The organism is Acidovorax kalamii (genome assembly GCF_002245625.1).
Taxonomy (GTDB): domain Bacteria; phylum Pseudomonadota; class Gammaproteobacteria; order Burkholderiales; family Burkholderiaceae_C; genus Acidovorax; species Acidovorax kalamii.
Map to the genome: position 1 here is coordinate 223,138 of NZ_NOIG01000009.1, position 19,747 is coordinate 242,884.

The 19,747-nt window shown below is 68.3% G+C and carries 22 protein-coding genes; 12 read left to right on the top strand and 10 right to left on the bottom strand.

Features of this window, described 5'->3' with window-relative positions:
* Positions 1-9: 9 nt before the first annotated feature.
* Complete coding sequence (locus CBY09_RS15075; protein ID WP_094290396.1) at positions 10-552, top strand: RNA polymerase sigma factor; 543 nt, start codon at positions 10-12, stop codon at positions 550-552.
* A 21-nt stretch (positions 553-573) separates the two neighbouring features.
* Here CBY09_RS15075 and CBY09_RS15080 read toward each other — a convergent pair whose 3' ends face one another.
* Positions 574-1,542, bottom strand: a complete 969-nt coding sequence (locus CBY09_RS15080) for a Bug family tripartite tricarboxylate transporter substrate binding protein (RefSeq protein ID WP_094290397.1) — start codon at positions 1,540-1,542, stop codon at positions 574-576.
* A gap of 60 nt (positions 1,543-1,602) precedes the next feature.
* Positions 1,603-2,526 (bottom strand): pyridoxal-phosphate dependent enzyme, encoded by a 924-nt coding sequence (locus CBY09_RS15085; protein ID WP_240515741.1) that lies wholly within the window; start codon positions 2,524-2,526, stop codon positions 1,603-1,605.
* Positions 2,527-2,866: 340 nt separating this feature from the next.
* On the opposite strand from CBY09_RS15085, the gene CBY09_RS15090 reads away from it, so the two are divergent.
* Entirely contained in the window at positions 2,867-3,781 is a 915-nt protein-coding gene (locus CBY09_RS15090) for a LysR family transcriptional regulator (RefSeq protein WP_094290398.1), read from the top strand.
* A gap of 42 nt (positions 3,782-3,823) precedes the next feature.
* Here CBY09_RS15090 and CBY09_RS15095 read toward each other — a convergent pair whose 3' ends face one another.
* Both CBY09_RS15095 and CBY09_RS15100 read right to left on the bottom strand, forming a co-directional pair.
* Positions 3,824-5,011 (bottom strand): Acg family FMN-binding oxidoreductase, encoded by a 1,188-nt coding sequence (locus tag CBY09_RS15095; RefSeq protein ID WP_094290399.1) that lies wholly within the window; start codon positions 5,009-5,011, stop codon positions 3,824-3,826.
* Between the two features lie 40 nt (positions 5,012-5,051).
* A complete protein-coding gene (locus CBY09_RS15100) occupies positions 5,052-6,110 on the bottom strand; it encodes an NAD-dependent epimerase/dehydratase family protein (RefSeq protein WP_094290400.1) in 1,059 nt (352 codons plus the stop codon).
* 131 nt (positions 6,111-6,241) lie between these two features.
* Between CBY09_RS15100 and CBY09_RS15105 the strand changes: the two genes are divergently transcribed.
* The 5 genes from CBY09_RS15105 (at position 6,242) to CBY09_RS15125 (ending at position 11,173) form a co-directional block, all read left to right on the top strand.
* Positions 6,242-7,126 carry a LysR family transcriptional regulator gene (locus CBY09_RS15105; RefSeq protein WP_094290401.1) on the top strand — a complete coding sequence of 295 codons (885 nt, stop codon included), beginning with the start codon at positions 6,242-6,244 and terminating at the stop codon, positions 7,124-7,126.
* Between the two features lie 67 nt (positions 7,127-7,193).
* A complete protein-coding gene (locus CBY09_RS15110) occupies positions 7,194-8,891 on the top strand; it encodes a DUF4139 domain-containing protein (RefSeq protein ID WP_094290402.1) in 1,698 nt (565 codons plus the stop codon).
* 146 nt (positions 8,892-9,037) lie between these two features.
* Entirely contained in the window at positions 9,038-9,565 is a 528-nt protein-coding gene (locus CBY09_RS15115; RefSeq protein ID WP_094290403.1) for a phosphatidylglycerophosphatase A family protein, read from the top strand.
* The gene (locus CBY09_RS15120) at positions 9,565-10,092 is read left to right on the top strand and encodes a CinA family protein (protein ID WP_094290404.1); all 528 of its coding nucleotides are present in this window, start codon (positions 9,565-9,567) and stop codon (positions 10,090-10,092) included. Before CBY09_RS15115 ends, CBY09_RS15120 begins: the two co-directional genes overlap by 1 nt.
* A 169-nt stretch (positions 10,093-10,261) precedes the next feature.
* Positions 10,262-11,173 (top strand): alpha/beta fold hydrolase, encoded by a 912-nt coding sequence (locus CBY09_RS15125; RefSeq protein ID WP_094290405.1) that lies wholly within the window; start codon positions 10,262-10,264, stop codon positions 11,171-11,173.
* A gap of 49 nt (positions 11,174-11,222) precedes the next feature.
* Here the strand turns inward: CBY09_RS15125 and CBY09_RS15130 are convergent, their stop codons facing one another.
* Entirely contained in the window at positions 11,223-11,603 is a 381-nt protein-coding gene (locus tag CBY09_RS15130; RefSeq protein ID WP_094290406.1) for a hypothetical protein, read from the bottom strand.
* Between the two features lie 156 nt (positions 11,604-11,759).
* Here CBY09_RS15130 and CBY09_RS15135 point away from each other — a divergent pair, with 156 nt between their 5' ends.
* Entirely contained in the window at positions 11,760-12,251 is a 492-nt protein-coding gene (locus tag CBY09_RS15135; RefSeq protein WP_094290407.1) for a nuclear transport factor 2 family protein, read from the top strand.
* A gap of 149 nt (positions 12,252-12,400) precedes the next feature.
* Here CBY09_RS15135 and CBY09_RS15140 read toward each other — a convergent pair whose 3' ends face one another.
* Positions 12,401-13,255, bottom strand: coding sequence for a YecA/YgfB family protein (locus tag CBY09_RS15140; RefSeq protein WP_094290408.1), 855 nt, complete (start codon positions 13,253-13,255; stop codon positions 12,401-12,403).
* A 217-nt stretch (positions 13,256-13,472) separates the two neighbouring features.
* Here CBY09_RS15140 and CBY09_RS15145 point away from each other — a divergent pair, with 217 nt between their 5' ends.
* The 3 genes from CBY09_RS15145 to CBY09_RS15155 are packed head-to-tail and all read left to right on the top strand — an operon-like array spanning position 13,473 to position 16,476.
* Positions 13,473-15,215 (top strand): FMN-binding glutamate synthase family protein, encoded by a 1,743-nt coding sequence (locus CBY09_RS15145; protein WP_094290409.1) that lies wholly within the window; start codon positions 13,473-13,475, stop codon positions 15,213-15,215.
* Positions 15,216-15,223: 8 nt separating this feature from the next.
* Positions 15,224-16,033, top strand: a complete 810-nt coding sequence (locus CBY09_RS15150) for a hypothetical protein (protein ID WP_094290410.1) — start codon at positions 15,224-15,226, stop codon at positions 16,031-16,033.
* A gap of 14 nt (positions 16,034-16,047) precedes the next feature.
* Positions 16,048-16,476, top strand: coding sequence for a GNAT family N-acetyltransferase (locus CBY09_RS15155; RefSeq protein WP_094290411.1), 429 nt, complete (start codon positions 16,048-16,050; stop codon positions 16,474-16,476).
* 46 nt (positions 16,477-16,522) lie between these two features.
* Here CBY09_RS15155 and CBY09_RS15160 read toward each other — a convergent pair whose 3' ends face one another.
* From CBY09_RS15160 to CBY09_RS15175, 4 genes are read right to left on the bottom strand one after another with little or no spacing between them, the layout of a single operon-like run.
* Positions 16,523-16,795 (bottom strand): hypothetical protein, encoded by a 273-nt coding sequence (locus CBY09_RS15160; protein WP_094290412.1) that lies wholly within the window; start codon positions 16,793-16,795, stop codon positions 16,523-16,525.
* A gap of 35 nt (positions 16,796-16,830) precedes the next feature.
* Positions 16,831-17,316, bottom strand: coding sequence for a putative toxin-antitoxin system toxin component, PIN family (locus tag CBY09_RS15165; protein WP_094290413.1), 486 nt, complete (start codon positions 17,314-17,316; stop codon positions 16,831-16,833).
* On the bottom strand, positions 17,306-18,598 hold the full coding sequence (locus CBY09_RS15170; RefSeq protein ID WP_094290414.1) for a THUMP domain-containing class I SAM-dependent RNA methyltransferase: 1,293 nt from the start codon (positions 18,596-18,598) through the stop codon (positions 17,306-17,308). The genes CBY09_RS15165 and CBY09_RS15170 overlap by 11 nt, the downstream gene beginning before the upstream one ends.
* Positions 18,595-19,077: an acyl-CoA thioesterase gene (locus CBY09_RS15175; RefSeq protein WP_094290415.1), complete on the bottom strand. Its 483-nt coding sequence runs from the start codon at positions 19,075-19,077 to the stop codon at positions 18,595-18,597. The genes CBY09_RS15170 and CBY09_RS15175 overlap by 4 nt, the downstream gene beginning before the upstream one ends.
* 181 nt (positions 19,078-19,258) lie before the next feature.
* Here CBY09_RS15175 and CBY09_RS15180 point away from each other — a divergent pair, with 181 nt between their 5' ends.
* On the top strand, positions 19,259-19,741 hold the full coding sequence (locus CBY09_RS15180) for a glutaredoxin domain-containing protein (protein ID WP_165773923.1): 483 nt from the start codon (positions 19,259-19,261) through the stop codon (positions 19,739-19,741).
* The last annotated feature ends 6 nt before the right edge of the window (positions 19,742-19,747 follow it).

Genomic DNA, 19,747 nt, shown 5'->3' on the forward strand with positions numbered 1-19,747 from the left:
CGGCGCCCCATGACAGCAACGCCCCCACCCCTCACTGTGGCCCAGCTGCTGCCCGCCGCGCGCAGCGGTGATGCCGTGGCGATGGAGCAGCTGCTGCGCCTGACCCGTCCCGACATCCGCCGCTACGCCCTGCGCCACTGCGCGGCCACCACCGCGACGGACGACGTGGTGCAGGAGGCCATGATCATCGTCTACCGCCGCGTGGGCGCGCTGCGCGAGGTGGCGGCGTTCGGCGGCTGGGTGGTGCGCATCGTGCAGCGGCTGTGCATGCGGCCCATGCTGGCCTGGCTCAAAGGCGAGCCGCTGGCGCAGGTGGAGGACAACCTCGCCTGGTCGCACCGCCCCGACCACGAACTGCGCCACGACCTGGCCCTGGCCATCGACTCGCTGCCACCGCTGTACCGCGAGGCGCTGCTGCTGCGCGACTTCGAGGAGCTGACCATTGAGGAGATGAGCGAACGCCTGGGCGTGACGCGCGAGGCGGTCAAGAGCCGCCTGCACCGCGCGCGGGCCCTGGTGCGGGAGTACCTGGAGCCTCCCCCGGCACGCTGAGCCCGGCCGCGCGGCGGAGGATCACTCCGGCTGCAACCCGATCTTGCGCACCACCGCGCCCCAGTGGTGGACCTCGTCGCGCATGAAGGCACGCAACTCGTCGCGCGTGGAGCCCTTGAGGTCAATGCCCAGCGTGGTGAGCCGCTCGCGCGTGGCGGGATGCTCCAGCGCGGCGATCGCTTCCTTGCGCAGCCGCTCGATCACGTCGATGGGCGTGGTGGCGGGCGCGACCAGGGCCCACCACTGGTTGAACTGCATGCCCGCCAGGCCGGCCTCGCGCGCAGTGGGCACCTGTGGCATAGCCGGCAGGCGCGCGGGGCCCGTGGTCATGAGCACCGAGATCTTGCCCGCCGCCAGAAGCGCGCTGCCGCTGGCCAGCGTGGCAAAGTGGCCGCCCACCTGTTCTGCCGCCACGTCCGTGAGCGCAGGGGCCGAACCGCGGTAGGGGATGGGGTTGATCTTGACCCCGCTGGCGCCCGCCAGCAGCTCGGAGGACAGGTGGCTGATGGAGCCGTTGCCGCTGTGGGCCAGCGTGATGGGGGCCGCGCTGGTGCGCCCGTCCTTCAAAAATCCCTTGATGTCGCCCGTCTTGTACTTGCTGCCGTTGACGAACAGAAGCAACGGCGAGGTTCCGACCAGCGAGATGGGCGTGAAGTCTTTGAGCAGGTCATACGGCAGCTTGGCCGTGACGGCGGGGGCAATGGCATGGGGCAGTTCGACCAAGGCGATGGTGTACCCGTCGGGTGCGGCCTTGGCGGCCGCTTCGGTGCCAATGCGCCCGGACGCGCCGGAGCGGTTGTCCACCACCACGCTCTGCCCCAGCGATTCGCCCATGCGCTGTGCCATGGCACGGGCGATGGCATCGGTGCTGCCCCCCGGCGCCCAGGGCACGATCAGCCGCACCGGCTTGTCGGGATAGGCAGCTAGGGCACTGGTGCCCACAAGGCAGGTGCACGCGACTAACAGCGCACGGCGAAGCAGATTGATCATGGCGGGAGTCCTTGGTAAAGGCGAACAGGGTTGGTGGAGAAATGCGCGTCGCCACAGGGCTCAGGCGTCGCGGTCGCCCTTGGCGGTGAGCAGCAGCAACACATGGTCTTGCGGGGCAATGTGGCCGTGCTGGCACAACTGCGCGGCGGCACCCACACAGGCGCCTGCGCACAGCTCCACCCACAGGCCCTGGGCGCCCAGTTCGGCCACGCCCCGCGCCGCATCGGCATCGCCCACCACCACAGCGCCGCCACCCGACCGCTGCACCGCGATCTGCTGTTGCAAGGTGACGGTGCTGCCCGCAATCGAGATCTGTGCAGTGCTGCCGCCGAAATCCGCCTGGGCCGGAGCCCCGGCCAGCACCTGGCTCAGCCGCGCAAAGGGCTCCACAGCCCACAGGCGTGGCATGCGTTCGATCAGGCCTGCGGCCAGCAGGTCGCGCAAAGCGCTGTACATGCCCCACAGCAGGTCCCCGCGCGCCGTGGGCACGATCACATGGTCGGGCACGCAGCCCTCGGCCACACATTCAAGCGCCACCGCGCGGTAGCCTTCCACCCCAAAAACCGGGCTGCCCACGGCCGGCACGCTGAAGTTGGTGAGCGCAAACGCGCCCTCTTCCTCTACCTGTCTGCGCACATGGGCCCAGCGGTCCAGCCCGTGGTCAAACGCCACACGGCGGGCGCCCAGCCGGTCCAGCGCGCGGGCAAAAGGCGCGGGCATGTCGCGGTAGGTGGCAACCTCACAAGGCAAGCCCGCTGCGGCGCTGTAGGCAGCGGCAGACACCGCTGCGTTGCCGCTGGAGGCGAGCACCACCTTGTGGGCGTCCACCGCCAGGGCGCGTGTCACGGCCTGGGCCGACATGCGGTCCTTGTGCGAGCCTGTGGGGTTCAGGCCCTCGTGCTTGGCGCTGAGTTGCCGGATACCCAGGCGCTGCGCCAGCCGTGGCAGCCCCAGGCACGGCGTATTCCCCTCGCCCAGCGACACCCCGTGGGTGTACGGCAGCCATTCCCCCCATCTATAACCAGAACTGCTTGCAGCGAGCCTGTGCGGCAGCGCACTGTAGACCGCCTCCACGCTCGATGGCGTGCCCCGTGCTGCGCACGCGGGGCATCCGGCAGGCATGTCCTGCATAGGGTACTGCGCGCCACAGACAATGCAGCGCAGGCCAAAGAGACGCTCGTTCTGGCCCACTCTGCCCCCTGAGGACGGCGGGGTGCGCCAAGATTCCACACCGAAGGAATGATCGAAATTCATGCCTGCATCGTAGTCAGGCAAGGCGCGGCGCAGTACCATGCCGCAGCCATTTGAATTAAGTAAAACTTATATGAAGAGCCTGCCCGCGCACGATGCCAAAGCAGTGAGCACCCGCCAGATCGAGGTGTTCCGCACGGTGATGCAACTGGGCTCCGCCAACCGCGCAGCGGCCGCACTGCACGTGAGCCAACCCGCCATCACGCAGCTGCTGCAGCAACTGGAAAGCCGCGCGCAACTCACGCTTTTCGACCGGCCCAAAGGGCGCTTGGTGCCCACCCCCGAGGCCCATGCGCTGATGGAAGAAATCGAGCGTGTGTACGAAGGGCTGGGCGCCGTGCAGCGCAAGATAGTGGCGCTGCAGTCGCACGAGGACACCGTGCTGCGCATCGGCAGCCTGCACGCGATGGCCGCAAGCATCATGCCGGGGGTTCTGGCCGAGTTCCAGCGGCGCTATCCCCGCACGCGGTGCCTGCTGATGGTGGACAGCTCCAAGGTGCTGCGCGAAGCGCTGTTCCAGGGCGCGGTGGACCTGGCCTTTCTCGGCGACGAAGCGGACACCAGCGGCCTGGTGTCCTCCACGTTCTACGAGTTGCCTGCTGTGTGCGCCCTGCCCGCCACCCACCCCCTGGCCCGCAAGGCGGTGCTGGACCTGGTGGACCTGCGCGATGCCCCGCTGATCGGCCTGTCTGCCACCGACCCTGCGCAACGCAGGCTGGAACAGGCGTTCTCCGACGCCGGAATCACACCCCGCTTCGTGATCGAAACGCCCTACAGCGCCACGCAGTGCGCCCTGGTGCTGGCGGGCGCCGGCCTGGCCATCACCAATTCGCTGGTGGCCGCAGAACATGCGCCCCTGGGCCTGCGCAGCATTCCCATCACCACCGGGGGGGTCCACTTTCGGGCACTGCTGGCCTTCCAGCCACGCCAAGCCCAATCGCGCGCCGCGCAGGAGTTCGTCAGCCTGTGCCGCCAGCGGCTGCCCTAGTCGTTCGATCGCGCCGTCTTGAACGGCTCTCAGCCTCTCCTATCAGGTCAACAACATCTTCGCCAGCGGCCTGCGTGGCGTGGCGGGTGCCTCGGTCTGTGGGTAGCCGATGCGGCAGAACATCTGCACCGTGGCGTCGTGTGGCGTGCGTGGTGCGGGCTGGCCCAGCACCAGCTGGTGCACACGCTGGTAGTGCGGCGCCATCTCGGCAAACTCCTGCACGGCCTGGCTCATGGGGTGCATGCCCACGCCCAGCGCGGTGGCCTGCAGCTGCAGGCGCACATAGGCGCGCCCGGCCTGGACCTGGTCGCTGCGCGTGTTGGGGCCGGTAATCCACACAAAACCCATGGCCGTGCGGCTGTGGCCTTCAAAACGGCCCATGGCACTTTTGTAGGCTGCGCTGCCTTCGGCCGGGGGCTGGGTGCGGTCGAACATGCCCAAGGCGGTCACGGCGCGCACAAAGGGCGTGTTGATGGAGATGCCATCGCGGTGCTGCAGGATCTCGGCCGGGCCCACGCGGGTGAGGTGGATGCTTTCCATCATGGTGCGGGGCGTGAGCAGCTCGACCTGGGCGGACTCCCAGCACAGCGTGCGCAATGCGGGCAGCTGGTCAGCGGCCACGGTGCCGCCGATGTGCAACCGGCTCTGGGCGGAAGCGGGGGCGCTTGCCAGCAGGCGGGCCAGCTGTTCGGGCGCCACAGGGCGGGCGGTGTCAAAGTCGGTCTTGGGTGTGCGGCGCAGCAGCACCTGGGCGAACAGCGGGTCGGGCTGGCCACCGGGTTGGAGGGTGATGCGCGCCACGGGGCGGTCGTCCCAGTCCTTCAGCGCCGGGGGCAGCTCGCCCTGCGGCCACAGCTGCACCTGGCTGGCCACGCCCTGCTGGGCGAGCGCCATCACCAGCAGCTCCAGGAAGGCGCCATGGCCGATCAGGATCTGGCGGCCCAGCGGGTCGGTCTGGGGCAGCACACGCTCGCGGTCGGTGCGCAGGGTGATGACACCCTCCTCGCGCAGGTCCACCAACCAGGGCTGCAGGTTGTGCGGGTTGGGCGCGGTGATGGCATAGGCCACGGCGCGGCGCCGCACCTCGGTGTGGCCCACGGGGCCTTGCCAGGCCTCCACGGCTTCGGCGGGGTAGTGGGCGCCCACCGCGCCGCAGGCGGCCAGCGTGCCTACAGTGGCGGCGGCAATGGTGCCACCACCGGCCAGGCGGATGAAGTTGCGTCGGTTCATGGATGAGCTCCGTGGAATGAATGAGAGGGGGATGGATGGTTCAGGCGGCGGCCACTTGTGCAGGTGCCGCGCGCGCCCAGCCCAGGTCAGCCAGCGCCTGGCGCACGGCGGTGTCGAACGGGGTGTGTGGCTCGTCGCCAATCAGCGCGGTGAGGCGGGTGTTGTCCAGCCGGTGCGGGGTGCACCACAGGTAGCGCATAGAAGTAACGGCCTGCAGCATGGGCACCAGCAGCCCCACCAGCTGCAGCAGCGGCCAGGGCGTGGTGCTCACACGCAGCGCACCCGCAGGCGGCAGCCAGCCCTGCGTGGCCGCCACCGCCGCCAGGGCCTGCACCCATTGCTGGCCCGTGGCCTGGTGGCCGGCAAAGTGCAGGGTGTCGAATGCGGACAGGTGCTGGCGCTGCTCGGCCACGCGCACAAAGGTGCGGGCCAGGTCGGGCAGGTAAGCCCAAGGCGTGGCCACGTGGGCCGGGCCTGGCAGGGTGACGCGGCCCTGCGGCAGGCGCTTGGCGATGATCTGGTCGAGCAGGCCGCCCGCGCCGCTGCCAAAAAAGTCGCCTGCACGCAGCACCACGGCGCGCAGGCTGCCGTCCTGCGTGGCGGCGTGCAGGCGCTGCTCCAGCTGCACGCGCAGGCGGCCCTTGGTGCCAGTTGCGGCCTGGGGCGTGTCCTCGCGCAGCACGGCGGGCATTGCTTCGCCAAAGTTGTAGACGTTGCCCGGCAGCATCAGCGTGGCGCCCAGCTGGCGCGTGACAGCAATGGCGGCCTCCATCAGCGCAGGCGCCTGCGTGCGCCAGGCCTGGTCGGTGTAGGGCGGGTTGAGCGCGTGCACCACCACCTGCGCCCCCTGGGCCTGGGCGGCCAGCGCGGCGGTCTCATGGACCGCCACCGGCATCCACCACACCCCGGGGATGGCGGGCAAGGCCGTGCCCCCCGTGCCAGCGGCGCCATGGGAAGCGGGCCGCACCTGCGCCAGCACCTGCCAGCCCGCCTGGGCAAACGCACGCGCGGCGGCCAGGCCCAGGCGGCCCCGTGCACCCAGGATCAGCACGGTGCGGGGGCTGTGCGCCGCGGGGTTGGGGAAAGGGAAAGGGGTCATGGGGGCACTCCGTTCGGAAGGGATGGAGTGATTGTGGAAACGCGCGCACCGTTACACAATTGCCTAACCATTCATATCTGCAATGCAGATTTGAATACCTCAACCCCTGCTGCTGCGGGCACGCTATCGCCATGAAAACCACCTTTGACTGGAGCCTGGTGCAGTCCTTCCTGGCCGCGCTGGACCAGGGCAGCCTGCTGGGCGCGGCGCGTGTTCTCAACGCCAGCCAGCCCACCATCGGCCGCCACATTGCCGAGCTGGAGTCGCAACTGGGTGCGGTGCTGTTCGAGCGCACGGGGCGCGGCCTGCTGCCCACCGCCACCGCGCTGCGGCTGGCCGAATCGGCCCGCGCCATGGAGACCGGAGCGCACCAGCTGGCGCGCAGCGTGTCGGGCGCCGAAGCGGAGGTGAGCGGCACGGTGCGTATCACCGCCAGCCAGCCCGTGGCCTGCGTGCTGCTGCCCCCCGTGCTGGCCCGCATGCGCCAGGTGCTGCCCGAGGTGCAGGTGGAGCTGGTGGCCAGCAACCAGGTCACCAACCTGCTGCGGCGCGAGGCCGACATCGCCCTGCGCATGGTGCGCCCCGACCAGGCCAGCCTGGTGGCCAAACGCATTGGCGCCGTGACGCTGGGCGCCTACGCCCACCGCGACTACCTGCGCCGCAAGGGCACGCCCCAGCAGCCGCCCGACCTGCTGCAGCATGAGCTGGTGGGCAACGACCGGCACGAGGACATCGTGCAAGGCTTTGCCGCCATGGGCTATCCCGTGGAGCGCGAGCAGTTCGCGTTTCGCACCGACGACCTCATGGCCTACTGGGAGGCGGTGCGCGCAGGCCTGGGCATCGGGTTTGTGGGCCACTACATGGCCCGCACCGACACCAACGTGGTGGCCGTGCTGCCGCAGCTGCCACTGCCCGAGCTGCCCATCTGGCTCACGGTGCACCGCGAGATCCGCACCAGCCGCAGGATTCGCGCGGTGTATGACTTTCTGGCGGCCGAGGTGCCGGGGGTGTTGTGAGCCCGAGCAGCAGACCGCCCGGCTGCTAGCATCCCAGTCCCTTCGTCCAATGCGCCCAAGGAGCCCCATGCGCCCGGTGAGCCCCCCCTTCCTCCCCCTCTTGCGCACCCCGCTTGCCCTGCTGCAGGCGCTGGGCATGGCGAGCCTTGCGGGCCTGGCCGCTCTGCCCGCCGCTGTCCACGCCCAGGACAGCTCCCGCATCGCCCGCGTCACCGTCTACCCCGGCAGCGCCACGGTGGAGCGCGTGGCCAAGGTGGCTGCGGGCGCGCGCAGCCTCACGCTGGCCTGCCTGCCCGCGTCGCTGGATGTGCAAAGCCTGCAGATCAACGCCGACCCCGCCGTGCGCGTGGGCGAGTTCAATGTGCTCACCGAGGACCGCGATGTGGCGGCAGGCTGTGCGAGCCCGCTGGACGGCCGCATCCGCGAGCTGGAGGACCAGATTGCCGGGGTAAAGGCCGAGGCTTCGGCCCTGCAGCTGGTGGATGGCTATCTGCGCAGCGTGGCCCAAGCCGGCGCGGGCCCGGAGGCGGCAGCGCCTGCCAACACCGCACCCCGTGCCGCCACGCCAACGCCTGCACAGATCACCGCCACCGCCGAGGTGCTGCGCAAGTCGGGCCAGGACAGCTTTGCGCGCGCGCACCAGCTCCAGCGCAAGCAGGAGGCGCTGGAGCTGGCCCTCAAACCCCTGGTGGCCGAGCGCGACCGCGTGGCCAGCCAGCGCGCGCGGGTGGTGTCGGTCACCATCAACCTGGCCGCCGAGCGCGAGGCCGAGTTGCGCCTGTCCTACCAGGTGCGCGGCCCCGGCTGGCAACCCAGCTACCGCGCCACGCTGGACGCGACCAAGGCCACGGTGCTGATCGAGCGCCAGGCGCTGGTGGCGCAGAACAGTGGCGAGGACTGGGGCGGCGTGCAGCTGACCCTTTCCACCGGCCAGCCGGGCCGCGCCACCCAGGGCCAGTTGCCGCGCCCCTGGTGGCTGAACGTGGCGCCACCACCGCAAGGCGCGGGCGCACAGGCAGCCGCCGTGGCGATGGCGCCCGCGCCAGCGCCTGCCATGGCGCCGCTGTCCCGGTCCCGCAATGCCGCCGAGGAAGCCATGCCCACGTTTGACGTGAGCGCCCTCGACAAAGGGTTTGCCACCGAGTTCGCCGTGCCCCAGCGCATCACCGTGCCATCGAGCGGCCAGCGGGTGACGCTGGCGCTGGGCAGCCACACGGCGCCTGCCACATTGCTCACGCGCACGGCACCGGCCGTTGAAGACGTGGCCTATCTGGTCGCGCAGATTGCCCAGCCGCCCGGCGTGTGGCCTGCGGGCGCGGCGGGCCTGTACCGCGACGGCGCTTTTGTGGGCAATGGCCGCATCGACTTTGGCGCGCCCAGCGCGGGCGCCCCGGCGGGCAGCACCAGCCTGTCATTTGGCCGCGATGAGCTGGTAACGGTGCGGGCCGAGCCCGAGCAGGACGTGACGGGCAGCAGCGGTTTTGTCGGCTCGCGCGTGGAACGCAAGACACGCCGCGCCTACAGCGTGGAAAACCGTCACAAGACCGGCATCACGCTGCAGGTGCTGCATGCAGCGCCGGTGTCGCGCAACGAGAAGATCGAGGTGGAGTCGCGCTACCAGCCGCAGCCCACCGACCTGGCCTGGAACCGCTCTGCGGGCACCATTGCCTGGCAGCAGCCTGTGGCCGCAGGGGCCACGGCGCAGTTCAGTGCAGAGCACACCGTCCGCTACCCCAAGGACATCGAGCTGCTGGAAAGAAGATGAAACACCCCCTGAGGCGCTTCGCGCCTTCACCCCTCTCTCGCTGCGCGGGAGAGGGACGCACCCCGTGGCCTGGCAGAGCCAGTTCCATGGGTGCACTCGCCTTGCATGCGCCAGTTGCATAGACTGCGGCGCAGCCGACCACTGACATGACTCCACTTTCGCCTTCAGACGCCCCATCTGCCCCCCGCCGCCCCACCGTGGCCTTCCTGCTGGGCCACCCAGCCCATTTCATCGCCCTGGGCTTTGGTGCGGGGCTGTCGCGCAAAGCGCCGGGCACGGTGGGCACGCTGTGGGCCTGGCTGGCCTACCTGGTGCTGCAGCAGTGGCTGTCGCCGCAACACTTGGGCTGGCTGATTGCCGCCAGCACTCTGGTGGGCTGGTGGGCCTGCACCATCACCGCACGCCACATGGCGGTGGCCGACCCGGGCAGCATCGTGTGGGACGAGGTGGTGGCCTTCTGGCTGGTGCTGTGGCTGGCCATGCCCATGGGCTTTTGGGGCCAGTTCGTGGCCTTTGCACTGTTCCGCTTTTTTGACGCCGCCAAGCCCGGCCCCGTGGGCTGGGCCGACAGCCTGTTCAAGGGCTTTGGCTGGCGCGGCGGCTGGGGTATCTTGTGGGACGACTTTGTGGCAGCCTTCTGTACCCTGCTGGTCATTGCAGTGTGGAGGTTTTGATGACAACCGTAACGCTATCAAATGCAGAGCTACTAGCGCTGGATACATCCGCGCTAGAGGCCAATTTGACCCAGATTTCTCTGGAACTGATCAAACACCGGCACCTGCTGGCCACCGCCGAAAGCTGCACGGGCGGCATGATCGCGGCGGCCTGCACCGAGCTCGCGGGCGCGAGCGACTGGTTTGAGCGCGGCTTTGTCACCTACTCCAACGCCGCCAAGACCGAGATGCTGGGCGTGCCCGCCGCGCTCATCGAGCAAGAAGGCGCCGTGAGCGAGGCCGTGGCCCGCGCCATGGCCGACGGAGCGCTGACCCACTCCCAGGCCCATGTCAGCCTGGCCGTGACCGGCGTGGCCGGCCCCACGGGCGGCAGCGACGCCAAGCCCGTGGGCACCGTGTGGTTTGCCTGGTGCGTGGGCGGCGAAACCCACAGCGAGATGCAGCACTTCCCAGGCGACCGCGCCGCCATCCGTGCCGCCACGCTGCGCTATGCGCTGCAGCGGCTGCTCGGCCACCTGCTCGCCTGATTCCGTCTCCAAATCATCCGTGTCGTTGTTGCTTCGCCTTGCCGTGCTACAGCACTGTCTGCGGCTTCGCGCCTAGACACGAATGATTTGGAAACGGAATGAGCCCGGTGGAGGCGCCAACGCGGCGCGACACTCCATCCGGCCCACCTCTCCCTCACCTCCTCATCGCATGACGACTGCATCCCCCTGGTTTGAAGGCTTCACCCCCCACCGCATCGCCACCACGGGCGCCGAGATTTTTGTGCGGACCGGCGGCACCGTGGGCGCACCGCCGCTGCTCCTGCTGCACGGCTTTCCGCAAACCCACGCCCTCTGGCACCGCGCGGCGCTGCAGCTGGCGCGCGACTACTTTCTCGTGCTGCCCGACCTGCGCGGCTACGGCGACTCGTCCCACGCGCCCGGCCTGCCCGACCACGGCAACTACAGCAAGCGCGCAATGGCCCAAGACATGGCCGAGGTCATGACCGCGCTGGGCCACGACAGCTTCTACCTCTGCGGCCACGACCGGGGTGGCCGCGTGGCGCACCGCCTGGCGCTGGACCACGCCCCGCGCGTAAAGCGGTTGTGCCTGATCGACATCGCCCCCACGCTCGACATGTACGCCCGTACCGACATGGACTTTGCGCGCGCCTACTACCACTGGTTCCACCTGATCCAGCCCGCGCCGCTGCCCGAGACCATGATCGGCGGCAACGCGCTCGCCTACCTGCACGCCAAACTGGGCGGCTGGGGCAGCGCAGGCCTGGCCCACATCGAGCCCCCGGCGCTGGCCGACTACGAACGCTGCTTCTGCACACCCGAGGCCATCCACACCGCCTGCGAGGACTACCGCGCCAGTGCCGGCATCGACCTGGACCACGACCGCGCAAGCCGCGCGCGCGGCGACAAGATTGCCTGCGATACCCTGGTGATCTGGGGCGAACACGGCGTGGTACACCGGCTGTTTGACCCAATGGCGCTGTGGCAGGCGCAGTGCGCGGGGGTGGTGAGTGGGCAGGCGGTGCCAGCAGGGCATTTCATCCCGGAGCAGTTGCCTGGCGAGACGGCCGATGCGCTGCGCGGCTTTATGCGCGAAGGGTAACCGGCACCGCGCTGAGACCGGGTGTGCCGTACCGGCGCAGCGCCGCCCATCAAACAACGCGGCGGGATCTCGCCTGCGCAGCCACGGCCACCCCTAAAGCCTCATGGCCGGGCTGGTCCCCCAAGATCACCAATTTCGGAGCTTGACCGTCGGGACCAAACGGCGTGCCCACCACAACGTGGCCATCCCGCCTGAAGACAACCGCAATATCAGCGGAGCAAAAAGCAGACGGCACCGAATCACCACTCAGTCCTTGCCAGCCCAGCTGCTGGGGATGCTTCACTTTCAAAGCATCCAGCACATGGCGGCCCAAGGTTTTCATATCGATGCCGCCCCTCAACGGGAGCATCGTCTGGTCGCACCGCCGCCAGATCAGCCAGGACTGATCGGACTCCTCCAGATAGACATCAACAACATATTGGGGATTCATGCGTGAAGAGCGCTACGGCAGATGGTTACAGCGGCCATTGTCGCCACCTCGCGCGCATCCAAAGCGGGTGGTGTGGAGTGCGATGCCGATGTGGCACCGATTGCAGTCCCTTCCCCACCACCCCGGTGTAGCATGGACGCCCCGAGGAGGAAACCCATGCATCCGAACGCCCAGACCCTGCAGCGCTTCTACACCGCCTTCGCCCAGCTTGACCACGCCACCATGGCGGCCTGCTACGCCCCCCATGCCACGTTTGACGACGAGGCGTTTTCGCTCAAGGGCCGGGACGAAGTGGGGGGCATGTGGCGCATGCTGTGCACCGCCACAAAGAAGCCCGGCGCCGCCGAGCACTGGAAGCTGGAATTCAGCGGCATTGAAGCCGACGCCACAGGCGGAAAGGCGCACTGGGAAGCGCACTACCTCTTCAGCGCCACCGGGCGCCAGGTGCACAACATCATCGACGGCACGTTCACCTTCACGCCCGACGGGCTGATTGCCACGCACCGCGACCGCTTCAACTTCTGGCGCTGGTCCCGCCAGGCGCTGGGCCTGCCGGGTGTGTTGCTGGGCTGGTCGCCCTCGCTCAAGCGCAAGGTGCGCAGCACGGCGGCGGGGAACCTGAAGAGGTTCTTGGCGCAGGGCGGCTAAAGGGCCGGACGGCCTGCGCCCGGGCCCGCCGATACGGGCGCTCGGCCCGGCCTGTTGCGGCAGGGCCAGATATGAACAAAAACAGGCCCTACCGCGCGCCCACCAAGCGGATTTAGCTATTTAATTTATAGCAAACCACCTTGAAGGGCTCACGCCCCGTGGCACTTCTTGTACTTCTTGCCGCTGCCGCAGTGGCAAGGGTCATTGCGGCCGGGCTCGGGCGCCTTGCGCACCGTCTCCACGCGCGGGCCCATGCTTTTCCAGAGCTGGCGCAGGTCGTACACGGCCCAGATGGCTTCGCCGAAGGCTTCCACGCGCGCCTGGCTGGTGCTGGGCGGGCCGTCTTCGTCGTACATGCAGACTTCGGGCTTGCCGGTGTCGTCTTCGGTCAGGGCCACGATGCGCTCCAGCGCGTCGTCCAGCCACTTGGCGGCTTCCTTGTCGCGCGGGGCGGCCCAGTCTTCGGGCCAGTTTTCCACCGCAAACATGAAGCCCAGCGCCCAGACCTGGCCGAAGGACGGGATCTCCTGGTCGTCACCCATCTCGGCGCGCTGCTCGTCGGTCAGGCTGGCCACGGCGCCGCGCATGTCCATGGCTTCGGGCTGGAAGGTGCGGTCGTCGTCCAGCGTCTTCACGTCGGTGTCGAGCTGGGCCACGATCTCGTTCCAGCGGCGCATCCACAGGTCCATGAAGCGGGCTTGCTGGGCAGCGTCGGCAAACGCGGGCAACTGCGGCAGGGGGTCGCCTTCGGCCACATCCAGCTCGGCGCCGTCGCCCAGCAGCATGGGCAGGTATTCGGCCGGGCCGATGGGGCGGCGGCTGCAGATCAGCGCGGTCATGAAGCCGTCGCAGAACTCCCACTGCGGGATTTCCTCGCCGCGCGCACGCAGGTCGTCGAGGATGTTGTCCATCTCCTCCAGCTCATCCGGGCCGAGCGCAGCGGCCGGGGCGGTGGTGGGGTCGAGATCGTCGGTGGCGGGGGTGGGCGATGTGGGTTCGGTCATGGGAGGGCTCCGGTCGTCAAGGGAGAAAGCGGGGGCGGCAAAACAATGTTTTACTTTTATGATGCGCAGGCCTTGTGCCGTGGCGCGGGCCACGGCGGCCAGGGGTGGTGGCGGGGCAGAAAAAAGCGCCGTTCGCCATCCGGCAACCCCACAAAAAGGCGGCCAGTGTAGCCCCTGCGCCCTCCGCTCGCGCCACCGCCCCCAACCAGGACGCCCCATGATCCACCAGCTCAACTCCCTCTACCCGGTGCGCTACACGGCCTTTGCGCTGTGCGTGTTCGGGCTGCTGCTGTCGCTGTTTGCGCTGGTGGCCTTTGGCGTGGGCCTGCCCGTGGTACTGGTGTTTGCGGCGCTGGTGGCGCTGGGTGTGTACGACCTGCAGCAGACGCGCCACGCCATCCTGCGCAACTACCCGGTCATCGGCCACATCCGCTTCATGCTCGAATATGTGCGGCCCGAGGTGCGCCAGTATTTCATCGAGAGCGACAGCGAGGCCGCGCCGTTCTCGCGCGCGCAGCGCTCGCTGGTCTACCAGCGCGCCAAGGGCGACCCGGACAACCGCCCCTTCGGCACGCACCTGGACGTGGGCGCGCATGGCTATGAATGGGTGAACCACTCGCTCGCGCCCACGCAGCTGCCATCGCACGACTTTCGCGTGTGGATCGGCGGCAACCCTGATGCGCCGTCGCAGTCCGTGGCGCCTTGCACGCAGCCCTACCACGCGAGCGTGTTCAACATCTCGGCCATGAGCTTTGGCGCACTGTCGGCCAACGCCATCCTGGCGCTCAACCAGGGGGCCCAAAAGGGCGGCTTTGCACACGACACGGGCGAGGGCAGCATCAGCCAGCACCACCGCGTGCATGGCGGCGACCTGATCTGGGAGATCGGCTCGGGCTACTTTGGCTGCCGCAACCCCGATGGCTCGTTCAGCGAAGAGCGTTTTGCGGCCAACGCCACCGACCCGCAGGTCAAGATGATCGAGCTGAAGCTCAGCCAGGGCGCCAAGCCGGGCCACGGCGGCGTGCTGCCCGGTGCCAAGGTCACGGCCGAGATCGCGGCCGCACGCGGCGTGAAGGAAGGCGAAGCCTGCATCTCGCCCGCCAGCCACAGCGCCTTCCGCACGCCGGTCGAGATGATGCAGTTCATCGCCAAACTGCGCACGCTTTCGGGCGGCAAGCCCACGGGCTTCAAGTTCTGCCTGGGCCACCCGTGGGAGTGGTTTGCCATCGTCAAGGCCATGCTGGTCACCGGCATCACGCCCGACTTCATCGTGGTCGATGGCGCCGAAGGTGGCACGGGCGCAGCGCCCGTGGAGTTCAGCGACCACGTGGGTGCGCCACTGCAAGAGGGCCTGCTCTTGGTGCACAACACGCTGGTGGGCGTGAACCTGCGCGACCGCGTGCGCATTGGCTGCGCGGGCAAGGTCGTCAGCGCTTTCGACATCGCGCGCATGATGGCGCTGGGGGCCGACTGGTGCAACGCGGGGCGCGGCTTCATGATGGCGCTGGGCTGCATCCAGGCGCAAAGCTGCCACACCGGCCACTGCCCCACCGGCGTGACCACACAAGACCCGCTGCGCCAGCAGGCCCTGGTGGTGCCCGACAAGGCCACGCGCGTGGCGCAGTTTCACCGCAGCACCCTGCACGCGCTGCAGGAGCTGGTGCAGGCCGCCGGGCTGCACCACCCCAAGGACATCACGGCCCACCACATCGTGCGCCGCATCACCGACACCGAGGTGCGCCTGCTGTCCAACCTCATCACCCGCATGTTGCCCGGCGCGCTGCTGGGCCCGCTCGATGCGCAGCACAACGTGTTCCGCCTGTACTGGCCGCTGGCCAATGCCCACAGTTTTCAGGCCAGCGAGCCTGCGCTGGAACCCTCCATCCCCCACCATGTCGAGCTGGTGCATGCTGCAGCCGTGGGCACCGCAGCGGCGGTGGCGGGGGACGCTGCTGTATGAATTTGACGATGGAAAGCACCACCCCCACCGCCCCGGACTACGCCACCTTTTTGCAGCAGCAACTGGCAATCCAACCCCACAACGTGATGGCCCATGTGCTGGGTAACGAACAGATCTGGATCAAGCGCGCGGGAGCCCCCCACGGAACAGGCCGCTACCGCGCCATGGCTGTGCTGGCCGCCCTGCTGCGGCTGGACGCCCTGCGCCCCGTGCCCAACCCCGGCGGCCCCACGGCCATTGCCACCGAAGTGCAACGCCTGCGCGACCTGGCCGCGCGCGGCATCCGCGTGCCCGTGGTGCTGGCCGCGTTGCCGAATGGTTTTGCCATGCGCCACCTCGGCAACGTGGGTGAGGAAACCCATTCGCTGGGCAACGAGATCGACCACGCCGTGCAGGCGGGCGACACCGCCACCGTGCTGGCGCTGTGGCAGCAGGGCCTGGACACGCTCACCCAGGTGCACCACCAGGGCACCTGTCTGAGCCAGGCCTTTGCGCGCAACCTGGTGCGCTGCCCCGATGGCGAAGTGGCCTGCATCGACTTTGAAGACGACCCCGCCGCCGTACTGCCCCTGGCGGTGTGCCATGTGCGCGATGCGCTGTGCTACGCGCACTCCACCGCGATCTACCTGCACACCAGCGGCAGGCTGACCGAGGGGCGCGAGCGCTGGGCGGCGTGGGCGGCGCAGGGCAGCTTGGAGATGCGGGAGGTGCTGGCGACCAGCGTGCGGCGGATGGGGTGGATGCGACATCTGCCCGCCAATCGCAAATTGGGGCGGGACCTGCAGCGGGTGCGGGCAGCGTATGACTTGCTGACCTGAACGAGTTTTTCGCGATGCCCGACTTTGAGATTTACACCCCCACCGCCGAAGAAGTCCACTCCGGCGTACTGGGCCGCCGGATGCGGCAGTTCAACTACGGTTTTGTGGGCGAGTACGGCCAGTCACAGCCCGTGTGGGTGAGCGCGCGCGACGCGCAAGGCGAACTGGTCGGCGGGCTGCGCGGGTTCGTGTTTTTGCAGTGGCTGACGGTGGAACTGCTGTTTGTGGACGAGGCCGCCCGGCAGCAGGGAGTGGGCCGCAAGCTGCTGGCCACCGCAGAGCAGAAAGCCCGCGACCTGGGCGCCCACAGCGTGACGCTGAGCACTTTTGAATGGCAGGCCCGAGGTTTTTACATCAAGCAGGGCTATGAAGAGTGTGGGCACATCGACAACTACATCCAGGGATTTCAGCTGGTGTATCTGAAGAAGTTCCTGACGGCTTGATCCCCCGATGTCGCTGGCCCACTGGGCCTAGAGGCCTGCCGAAGTCCTACGCGAGCCACAGCCAGGCAGCAATCCCCAAGCAGCCCACCGAGAGCATCACAAAGACCCAGTGGAGGCCGGGAATGCCCCCAACTGCAGTGATTTCGTTCGATTGCGCGCCCTCCTGCTCGGCGCGCGACAAAGGATCCACACCCACCGCCCGACCGGAAGAAGGCGGCACTGCCCAGACCTTATGAGCGGATGTTTGGTTGAACTGATGCGCATCGAAAGCGAGATAGGCGAAGAAGCCTGAGAGGACAAGAAAACCCAACGGTCCCATACAGATCCTTGCAGCAGAAACTGATCAATGCGTGATCAGGCCATCGCAGCGGCGGGCGCCGCTTCCAGCACCAGCGCAGTCGCCACATCCGCCCCCAGATTCGCCAACCGCTTGCGCATGCAGATCACCGCCTTGTCCTTGCTCAGCAAGATGGCCCGGTGCGCCGCCGCCAGGTCGATGAACTTCTGGTCGTCCGCGTCCTTGCACACGTAGGCCACCTTGGGTGCGATGTCCACCAGCCGCACCTGCGCATCAAACGCGGCCAGCACTTGCGCGGCACCCACGCGGTAATAGCCCATGCGCTCGGCGATGTGCGGGTAGGCCAGCACGCGCTCCAGTTCGTCGCGCATGACCTGCGTGGCGATCCAGGCCAGGCGCCCCTGGGCCAGCAGCGTGCGCAGCGGCGCAGTGCGCGGGTCGCTGAAGATCAGCAGGTCCAGCGCCACATTGGTGTCCACCACCACGGGGCGCGCGGGCTCGTTCGCTGGCGCCTCGGCGGGCAGGCGCAGTTCAACCTTCATGGCGTGGGCCGCCGTCGGGGGCAGGCTTGGCGGCCCGGTCGCGCACGGCGCCCTTGATCATGTCGAAGCGGAACATGCGGCATTCGATGGGGCCGTTCCACATGGGCACGCGGCGCGATTCCTTCAGGCGCATCTTGCCGGGCAGTTTCAGGTCGGGCGTGAGCATCCAGGCGGTCCAGCCGCTGTAGTTCTTCTTCCAGTGCGCGGCCAGCTGGCCGAAGAACTCGCCGCCGTCTTCGGTCTGCGCTTCTTCTCGGCCCACGGCCATGCCCTGGGCACGGTCGGCGGCACGCTCGCTGGCGTTGCGACCCGCGCTGCCTGCGGCGGCAATGCGCTCGCCGTAGGGCGGGTTCAGCAGCATCACACCGGGTTGCTCGCAGGGTGGCATGCGCTGCAGGGCGTCGCCGCCGCGCAGCTGCACGGCCTGGGCCACGCCTGCGCGCTCGGCGTTGCGCTGCGCAAAATCAACCATGCGGAAGGCCACATCACTGCCAAAAATGGGCACTGCGCTGGTCTGTATTGCGCTTTCAGCTTCGTTTTTGATAGCAGTCCAGACATGCGCCTGGAACGGCAGGAGTTTCTCGAACGCAAAGCGCCGCAACATGCCTGCGGGGATGCGGCAGGCGATCTGCGCGGCTTCGACCACGATGGTGCCGCTGCCGCAGCAGGGGTCGTACAGGGGCTGGGGGTTGTCGCCGTGGGGGTCCCAGCCGCTGGCGGCGATCATGGCGGCGGCCAGGGTTTCCTTCAGGGGCGCATCGCCCTTGTCCTCGCGCCAGCCGCGTTTGAACAGCGGCTCGCCGCTGGTGTCGATGTAGAGCGTGGCTTCGTCGGTGGTCAGATGCAGGTGGATGCGCACATCGGGCCATTGGGTGTTCACATCGGGGCGCACGCCGCTCTTGTGGCGGAAGCGGTCGGCCACCGCGTCTTTCACCTTGAGGCCCGCAAAGTTCAGGCTCTGCAGCGGGCTGTGCTGGGCCGTCACCTCGACCTTGAAGGTCTGGCGCGTGGTGAACCAGATCTCCCAGGCCACATCGCTGGCCATGTTGTAGAGGTCGTTTTCAGATCGATACGGGCGGTGCGCCAGCTGCACCAGCACGCGCTGGGCCAGACGGCTGTGCAGGTTGAGCTGCATGGCCTGGCGCCACGAGGCGCGCAGCAGCACGCCGCCCCGGCCCACCAGCAGGTCTTGCCCCGTGAGGCCGGTGATGCCATGCACCTCGTCGGCCAGAAAGCCCTCGACGCCCGCAGCGCAAGGGAGGAAAAGTTGGAGTTGGTTCATGTCGATGGGGAGGATACGCGCTCGGGCACGGCGGGGGAACCGGGCGCCCCCGCACGGGCCAGCAGCAGCTGGCGGATGGAGTCAGGGATCAGCGCCACTTTGCGATCGGCCTTGCCAATGAAGACGATGCCGATCTTGCCGCGCGCCACTTCGCGGCCGGAGGTCTTCTCGGTCATGCAGAACACCAGATCGAAGCCGTAGCGGTTGAAGTCTGCAGGCGCCATCTCCACCCGCATTGTCTCGCCATGGAAACCCTCGGACTTGTACTGCGCCACGATGTCGCCCACCACGATGGACAAGCCGCCCACGTCGGCCTCGGGGTAGCCCAGCGACTGGAAGAAACGCACGCGCGCTTCTGACACCAGGGTGAGCAGCTGCGCGTTGTCCAGGTGCCCGCCCTGGTTCACGTGGCTGATGTAGATCTGCAGCTCGGTGGCAAAGCCGAAGTGCGGGGGGAGGTCAAAAACAATGCGGGCCATGGTGGCGGACAGAGGGGTAGGAGAAAAGGAAGCGAAGAGCGCGAGCCCGCGCGGGGAGTGGTGCGCGGCGTGTGCCGCAGGGTGCTTGCAGGGCCACCGGTGGCGGGACGGCTGACCGCACCAAGGCCCCATGCCCCTTGTCCCGTATGCTCTCGGGCAGCGGATTTTACCGGAGCCCCCTATGCGCCCTTTTTATCGGACCCTGCTGACCGTGCTGGCGCTGGCCGCCATGCCCTGGGGCGCAGGCGCCCAGACGCTGTACAAATCAGTGGGCGCAGACGGCAGGGTCGTGTACAGCGACAAGCCCCCGGTGACAGGTGCCGTGGAAAAGACGATGAAGCTGGAGAACCTGCCGGTGAGCGTGGTGCCAGGCGCATCGCCCGCGCCCCAGGCAGCAGCCGCCCCCGATGCACCGCCAGCCGCAGCCCCCAGGGGCGATGTGGTGCTCTACATGGCGACCTGGTGCGGCTACTGCAAGGCGGCCAAATCCTATCTGGCGGGCAAAGGCATCGCGTATCGGGAGCTGGACATCGACACGCCTTATGGCAAGGCGGCATTCAAGCAACTGGGCGCCCGAGGCGTGCCGGTCTTGCTGACCAACGGCCAGAAGATCGCCGGGTTTACTCCCCAGGCGTATGACGCCGTGTTCATGGCACGCAAGTAACCCGGC

What these genes read in the sequence shown, in the direction of transcription:
- CBY09_RS15075 (WP_094290396.1), top strand. Translation starts at nt 10, where the DNA reads ATGACAGCAACGCCCCCACCCCTCACTGTGGCCCAGCTGCTGCCCGCC.
- CBY09_RS15080 (WP_094290397.1), bottom strand. Translation starts at nt 1,542, where the DNA reads ATGATCAATCTGCTTCGCCGTGCGCTGTTAGTCGCGTGCACCTGCCTT.
- CBY09_RS15090 (WP_094290398.1), top strand. Translation starts at nt 2,867, where the DNA reads ATGAAGAGCCTGCCCGCGCACGATGCCAAAGCAGTGAGCACCCGCCAG.
- CBY09_RS15095 (WP_094290399.1), bottom strand. Translation starts at nt 5,011, where the DNA reads ATGAACCGACGCAACTTCATCCGCCTGGCCGGTGGTGGCACCATTGCC.
- CBY09_RS15100 (WP_094290400.1), bottom strand. Translation starts at nt 6,110, where the DNA reads ATGACCCCTTTCCCTTTCCCCAACCCCGCGGCGCACAGCCCCCGCACC.
- CBY09_RS15105 (WP_094290401.1), top strand. Translation starts at nt 6,242, where the DNA reads ATGAAAACCACCTTTGACTGGAGCCTGGTGCAGTCCTTCCTGGCCGCG.
- CBY09_RS15110 (WP_094290402.1), top strand. Translation starts at nt 7,194, where the DNA reads ATGCGCCCGGTGAGCCCCCCCTTCCTCCCCCTCTTGCGCACCCCGCTT.
- CBY09_RS15115 (WP_094290403.1), top strand. Translation starts at nt 9,038, where the DNA reads ATGACTCCACTTTCGCCTTCAGACGCCCCATCTGCCCCCCGCCGCCCC.
- CBY09_RS15120 (WP_094290404.1), top strand. Translation starts at nt 9,565, where the DNA reads ATGACAACCGTAACGCTATCAAATGCAGAGCTACTAGCGCTGGATACA.
- CBY09_RS15125 (WP_094290405.1), top strand. Translation starts at nt 10,262, where the DNA reads ATGACGACTGCATCCCCCTGGTTTGAAGGCTTCACCCCCCACCGCATC.
- CBY09_RS15130 (WP_094290406.1), bottom strand. Translation starts at nt 11,603, where the DNA reads ATGAATCCCCAATATGTTGTTGATGTCTATCTGGAGGAGTCCGATCAG.
- CBY09_RS15135 (WP_094290407.1), top strand. Translation starts at nt 11,760, where the DNA reads ATGCATCCGAACGCCCAGACCCTGCAGCGCTTCTACACCGCCTTCGCC.
- CBY09_RS15140 (WP_094290408.1), bottom strand. Translation starts at nt 13,255, where the DNA reads ATGACCGAACCCACATCGCCCACCCCCGCCACCGACGATCTCGACCCC.
- CBY09_RS15145 (WP_094290409.1), top strand. Translation starts at nt 13,473, where the DNA reads ATGATCCACCAGCTCAACTCCCTCTACCCGGTGCGCTACACGGCCTTT.
- CBY09_RS15150 (WP_094290410.1), top strand. Translation starts at nt 15,224, where the DNA reads ATGGAAAGCACCACCCCCACCGCCCCGGACTACGCCACCTTTTTGCAG.
- CBY09_RS15155 (WP_094290411.1), top strand. Translation starts at nt 16,048, where the DNA reads ATGCCCGACTTTGAGATTTACACCCCCACCGCCGAAGAAGTCCACTCC.
- CBY09_RS15160 (WP_094290412.1), bottom strand. Translation starts at nt 16,795, where the DNA reads ATGGGACCGTTGGGTTTTCTTGTCCTCTCAGGCTTCTTCGCCTATCTC.
- CBY09_RS15165 (WP_094290413.1), bottom strand. Translation starts at nt 17,316, where the DNA reads ATGAAGGTTGAACTGCGCCTGCCCGCCGAGGCGCCAGCGAACGAGCCC.
- CBY09_RS15170 (WP_094290414.1), bottom strand. Translation starts at nt 18,598, where the DNA reads ATGAACCAACTCCAACTTTTCCTCCCTTGCGCTGCGGGCGTCGAGGGC.
- CBY09_RS15175 (WP_094290415.1), bottom strand. Translation starts at nt 19,077, where the DNA reads ATGGCCCGCATTGTTTTTGACCTCCCCCCGCACTTCGGCTTTGCCACC.
- CBY09_RS15180 (WP_165773923.1), top strand. Translation starts at nt 19,259, where the DNA reads ATGCGCCCTTTTTATCGGACCCTGCTGACCGTGCTGGCGCTGGCCGCC.